The sequence below is a fragment of the Pseudomonas sp. GD04015 genome (assembly GCF_029837675.1).
GTDB lineage: Bacteria > Pseudomonadota > Gammaproteobacteria > Pseudomonadales > Pseudomonadaceae > Aquipseudomonas > Aquipseudomonas paralcaligenes.
Window position 1 is genome coordinate 24,547 of sequence record NZ_JAOEEE010000049.1, and the last position, 6,000, is coordinate 30,546.

Here is a 6,000-nt window from a genome sequence, read left to right on the forward strand (position 1 = left end):
CGCTTGGCGCGGCGCACCTTTGCGGGTAGATTGGCTCATCCTCGCGCGCCCGCCCGAAAAGGCAGGCGAACCTCGGACACCGGCGCCGCTCTGATGAATAGACCAGCGGACGTGCCGGCGAAGACCCCGGGTGTGCAGCCCGGACCGCCCCCGCCCCACGCCGCCGCTCACACCGCTATCGCCTGCCCACCCATCAAGGCTCCGGCCCGAAGGACACCCGATGACAGAACCCGACGCTCTGAAAGATGCGGTGGAGCGCTGCGCCGATGAGCCGATCCATATTCCCGGCAGCATCCAGCCGCACGGTTTCCTGCTGGTCCTCGACGAGCCCGACCTGCGCGTACGGCAGGCGAGCCGCAACGTCATCGACTGGCTCGGCCTGGAGGCCGAGCAGCTGCTTGGCACATCGCTGCGGGAGCTGATCCACGACGATGCCCTGCCCGAGCGCCTGGCCGGCCTCTCCGGCGAGGACCGCAACCCCTTCCACCTCGGCGACGTGAACTTCGCCCTCGGCACGTCGCGGGAGCAGACCTTCGCCCTCCTGGCGCACCGCAACGAGGGGCAGCTGATCCTCGAATTCGAGCGCGCCAGCAACCCCGGCCAGGCCTACGGCACGCTGTACCCGCTGATGCGTACCTTCGTCGCCCAGCTGCATGCCGCCGGCGATCTGGAATCCATCTGCCGGCTGGCGGTGAGCGAACTGAGCCGCATCACCGGCTTCGGCCGGATCAAGGCCTACCGCTTCGACAATGAAGGCAACGGCGAGGTGCTCGCCGAACACGCCGAGCCCGGCTACGCCAGCTACCTCGGCCACCACTTCCCCGCGTCGGACATCCCCGCCCAGGCCCGTCGCCTGTACCGCGAGAACCTGATCCGCGTCATCCCCGATGCCCACTACCAGCCTTCGCCGCTCGTGCCGGCGCTCAACCCCGCCAGCGGCAAGCCGCTGGACCTGGGCTTCGCCTCCCTGCGCAGCGTGTCGCCGGTGCACCTGCAGTACATGCGCAACATGGGCACCCTGGCCTCGATGTCGGTCTCCATCGTGGTCCGCGACCAGCTCTGGGGCCTGATCTCCTGCCACGACGCCAGCCCGCGCCAGGTCAGCCACAAGACCCGCACCGCCTGCGAACTGCTGGCGCGCATCCTGGCCCTGCAGATCGACGCCACCGAGACCGGCCTGCTGGCCCAGCGCAAGCTCGAACTGCGTCACCAAGTGGTTCGCCTGCTGTCGGGCATGGCCGATTGCGACAGCGTCACCGACGGCTTCAGGAGCCTGCCGGACGTGGTCCTCGCCTTCGCCGGCGCGCAGGGCGCGGCGGTGGTCGAGTCCGACACCTGCGTGCGGGTCGGCGAGGCGCCGCCGGACCGGCAGATCATCGCGCTGGCCCGCTGGCTCAGCGCGCATCAGTCCGGGCATATCTTCAGCAGCGACAACCTGGGCCAGGACGTGCCGGAACTGCCCGAACTGGCGAAGCACGCCGCCGGGGTCCTGGCGATTTCCATCTCCAAGCTGCACGCCCATTACCTGATCTGGTTCCGCCAGGAGCGGGTGAGAACCATCCACTGGGCCGGCCAGCCCGAGAAGCGGCTCGACCAGCTCAGCGGGGCGCTGACGCCACGCCACAGCTTCGATACCTGGCGCGAAGTGGTGCGCGGCTACTGCGCCCCCTGGGAGGACGCCGAGCGGGAAGGCGCGCTCGAACTGCGCAACGCGGTGCTCGGCATCGTCCTGCGCAAGGCCGAGGAAATGGCCCAGCTGGCGGGCGAGCTGCGCGAAAGCAACAAGGAACTGGAGTCCTTCTCCTACAGCGTGTCCCACGACCTGCGTGCGCCGCTGCGCCACATCGCCGGCTACACCGAACTACTCAGCGAACTGGAAGGGCCGCAGCTGAGCGAGCGCGGCCAGCGCTTCCTGGGCAACATCGGCGACGCGGCCCGCTTCGCCGGCACCCTGGTGGACAACCTGCTGAGCTTCTCGCAGATGGGCCGCTCGGCGCTGCACCTGTCCGACGTCGACCTGGGCGCCCTGGTCGGCTCCATCCGCGAGGAAATGCGCCCCGACTACGAGAGCCGCGACGTCGAATGGCGCGTGCAGCCGATGCCCGTGGTGGTCGCCGACGCCGCCTTCATCCACATGGTGCTGCGCAACCTGATCAGCAACGCGCTGAAGTACACCAGCGGGCGCGAGCACGCGCTGATCGAGATCGGCGCCCATGCGCAGCGCGACGAGACCGTGGTCTACATCCGCGACAACGGCGTCGGCTTCGACATGCAGTACGCCGGCAAGCTGTTCGGCGTGTTCCAGCGCCTGCACCGCATGGAAGAATTCGAAGGCACCGGCATCGGCCTGGCCAGCGTGCGCCGCATCGTCGAGCGCCACGGCGGCCGGGTCTGGGCCGACGGCCGCATCGACCAGGGCGCCACCTTCTTCTTCGCCCTGCCGCACCTGACCTATACCGCACCCGATGACCGGAAAGACTGATGCTCAAGCCCATTCTGCTCGTTGAAGACAACCCCCACGACCTGGAGCTGACCCTGGTCGCGCTCGAACGCAGCCAGCTGGCCAACGACGTGGTGGTCAAGCGCGACGGCGCCGAGGCGTTGGACTACCTGCTGCGCCGTGGCGAGCACCTGTCCCGCGACGACGGCAACCCGGCGGTGCTGCTGCTCGACCTCAAGCTGCCCAAGGTGGACGGCCTGGAGGTGCTCAAGACGGTGCGCGAGACGCCCGCGCTACGCAGCATTCCGGTGGTCATGCTGACCTCCTCGCGGGAAGAGCCCGACCTCATGCGCGCCTACGAGATGGGCGTGAACGCCTACGTGGTGAAGCCGGTCGAATTCAAGGATTTCGTCGCCGCGATTTCCGACCTCGGCATCTTCTGGGCGGTGCTCAACGAGCCGCCGCCCGGCTCGCTGCGCCTCAAGCGCACCCGCAGGACCGAAGAACAGAACGACTGACTCTCCGCCACCGCGCGCCGCCGGCGCGCGGTACGCTGCCAGCCCACACGAAGGCCAATGCCCGCGTCAAAGAACATCAGTGTCCTGTTCATCGAAGACAGCTCGCACGACGCCGAACTGGCCCAGATGGCGCTGGAGCGCAGCGGCTACACGCTGGACACCGAACTGGTCTACGACCACGCCGGGGTCGTCGAGGCCTTGCAGCGACGCCCATTCGACCTGATCCTCGCCGACTTCATCCTGCCCGGCTTCTCCGGCAGCCTGGCCCTGCAGGAAGCCCGCCGCCTGGCGCCGGAAACCCCCTTCATCTTCCTCTCCGGCGTGTACGGCGAGGAGAACGCGGTCAATATGATGCGCTCGGGCGCGGTGGACTACGTCCTCAAGCAGAACCTTGCGCTGCTGCCCAAGGCGGTCACCCGCGCCGTCTCGGAAGTCCACGAGCGTCGCCGCCGGCGCCAGGCGGAACAGGCCCTGCAGGAGGTCGGTGTGCGCGCCCGGCTGGCCATCGAGGCGGCACGCCTGGGCATGTGGGACTACGAGCCGGCCAGCGGACAGCTGCTGTGCGACCAGCGCTACCGGGCGATCTGCGGCCTGGACGGCGACGAGCCGCTGGACATGACGGTGTTCGAGCGGCTCTGCCACCCCGACGACCTGCCCTACATGCGCGCACGCATCGAGACCGCCATCAGCGACCCGCGCCAGCCCGACTTCGCCGCCACCTACCGCATCCAGTTGCCCGACGGCCAGATGCGCTGGCTGGAAATGCGCGGCCAGGCCTTCTTCGACCAGGGCCGCTGCAGCCGCTTCGTCGGCGTGGCGATGGACATCACCGAGCAGCGCTCCGCCACCGAGGCCCTCAAGCGCCTCAACGAGACCCTCGGCGAGCGCGTCGAGGAACGCACCCGCGAACGCGACCGGACCTGGGAACTGTCGCGCGACCTGCTGGCGGTCACCGACTTCGGCTCCACCGCGCTGGCGCTGAACCCGGCCTGGCAGGACGTCCTCGGCTGGCCGCTGGACGACCTGCTCAACCAGCGCCTGGTCACCCTGGTCCATCCCGACGACCTGCGCGCCAGCCTGGCCGCCATGAGCATCATCCGCCGCGGCAGGGTCGCCCAGCGCTTCGTCAACCGCCTGCGCCACCGCGACGGCGGCTACCGCTGGATCGCCTGGAACACCGTGCCCGACGCCGGCCACGCCTACATCGCCGGCCGCGACATCAGCAACGAGATCGCCAACATCGACAAGCTGGCCGACGCCAACGCCGCCCTGCGCCAGCAGATCGAGGAGCGCGAGAAGGTCGAGGCCACGCTGCGCCAGATGCAGCGCCTGGAGGCGGTGGGCCAGCTGACCGCCGGCGTCGCCCACGACTTCAACAACCTGCTGACGGTGATCCTCACCAGCGCCAACTTCCTGCAGCGCGACCTCGAACGCGGCGCGCCGGTGGAGAACAGCCTGCGCCGGCTGAACTACATCCGCACCTCCGGCGAGCGCGGCGCGACCCTCACCAGCCAGTTGCTGGCCTTCGCCCGGCGCCAGCGGCTGGCGCCCTCGCCGCTGGACCTCAACGAAACCGTCGACAACCTGCTCAACCTGCTCAAGAGCACCCTGGGCGGCAGCATCGACGTGGTCACCCAGCCACAGGACGGCCTGTGGCATGCGCTGGTCGACCCGACGCAGATCGAGATGATCATCCTCAACCTGGCGATCAACGCCCGCGACGCCATGGGCGACAGCGGCCGCCTGACGCTCGCCACTGCCAACGCGAGCATCGCCGAGACCTCGCTGCGCGCCGAGGAACCCGGCCCGGGCGACTACGTGATGCTGTCGGTCTCCGACACCGGCACGGGCATGAGCGAGGAGGTGCTGCAGAAGGCCTTCGAGCCCTTCTTCACCACCAAGGAAGTCGGCAAGGGCTCCGGGCTCGGCCTGGCCCAGGTGTTCGGCTTCGCCAAGCAGTCCGGCGGCGGCGCCCGCATCCTCTCCGAGGAAGGCAGCGGCACCACCGTCCAGGTGTTCCTGCCCAGGACCGAGCCGGCGCCGGAGGACGGCACCACTCCTGCGGACGATACGGACGGCCCCGAGGTCATCGCCGGGCACCAGCGCATCCTGCTGGTCGACGACGACCCGGCCGTGCGCGAGGTGACCTCGCAGATGCTCCAGCGCCTCGGCTTCCAGGTCGCGGAGGCGGACTCCGGCGCGAGCGCCCTGCGGCTGCTCGAGGACATCGAAGTGGACCTGCTGCTCGCCGACTTCGTCATGCCGGGCATGAACGGCGGCGAACTCGCCCGCGCGGTCGGCGGCAAGCGGCCGGGGTTGCCGGTCGTGTTCATCAGCGGATACGCCGAACTGGGCGAGCTGGGACTCGGCGAAAACCTGGTGATCCAGAAACCCTTCCAGGAAGAGCAGGTGGCCCGCAAGATTCTCCAGGCGCTCAGGGAGGCGGGCACCCGGCATGGATAGCCTGCGCCAGCGCCTGAAGCACTTCAGTACCGGCCTGCACCACCAGGTCGACGCGGCCTTCTCCGCCTTCCCGCTGGAGTCCGCACCGGGCTACCGGGGCTTTCTCCTGGCCCACGGCGCGGCGCTGTTCAGCCTGGAGCGGACCCTCGAAGCCAATGCCGTCGAAGCACTGATCGAAGACTGGCCCCTGCGCCGGCGCAGCGATGCGCTGCATGCGGACCTGCTGGCGCTCGGTATCGAACACATGGCGCCGCTCGACGCACCCCGGCACGTCGATCCCGGCTGGTGCTGGGGAGCGCTCTATGTGCTGGAGGGCTCGCGCCTGGGCGCCCGCCTGCTCGCCCAGCGCCTGCGGGCGGCACAGCCGACGGCGCCCATGAGCTACCTGGGCCACGCGGCCGCCGAAGGGCTCTGGCCGCGCTTCCTGCAACGGCTGGAGGCGTGTGCGGGAAGCTGCGACGAGGCCCAGTTGCAGCAGGGCGTGGCGGACGCCTTCGGTCAGTTTCTCGCGGCGGCGCGCCGGCAGGGCGAGGCCGAGGCGAGCCTGCTGGCGGGCTGAAACGAAAGGCTATGTAGCCG

4 protein-coding genes are annotated in these 6,000 nt (G+C 69.5%); all 4 read left to right on the forward strand.

The annotated features are described in order from the left end of the window. Positions 1–220 precede the first annotated feature (220 nt). From N7640_RS24080 to N7640_RS24095, 4 genes are read left to right on the forward strand one after another with little or no spacing between them, the layout of a single operon-like run. Positions 221–2,482 carry an ATP-binding protein gene (locus tag N7640_RS24080; RefSeq protein WP_279904251.1) on the forward strand — a complete coding sequence of 754 codons (2,262 nt, stop codon included), beginning with the start codon at positions 221–223 and terminating at the stop codon, positions 2,480–2,482. After that, on the forward strand, positions 2,482–2,958 hold the full coding sequence (locus N7640_RS24085) for a response regulator (protein ID WP_220811383.1): 477 nt from the start codon (positions 2,482–2,484) through the stop codon (positions 2,956–2,958). Before N7640_RS24080 ends, N7640_RS24085 begins: the two co-directional genes overlap by 1 nt. Positions 2,959–3,015: 57 nt before the next feature. After that, on the forward strand, positions 3,016–5,421 hold the full coding sequence (locus tag N7640_RS24090) for a response regulator (RefSeq protein WP_279904252.1): 2,406 nt from the start codon (positions 3,016–3,018) through the stop codon (positions 5,419–5,421). Beyond that, positions 5,414–5,980: a biliverdin-producing heme oxygenase gene (locus N7640_RS24095; RefSeq protein ID WP_279904253.1), complete on the forward strand. Its 567-nt coding sequence runs from the start codon at positions 5,414–5,416 to the stop codon at positions 5,978–5,980. The genes N7640_RS24090 and N7640_RS24095 overlap by 8 nt, the downstream gene beginning before the upstream one ends. Positions 5,981–6,000: the final 20 nt, after the last annotated feature.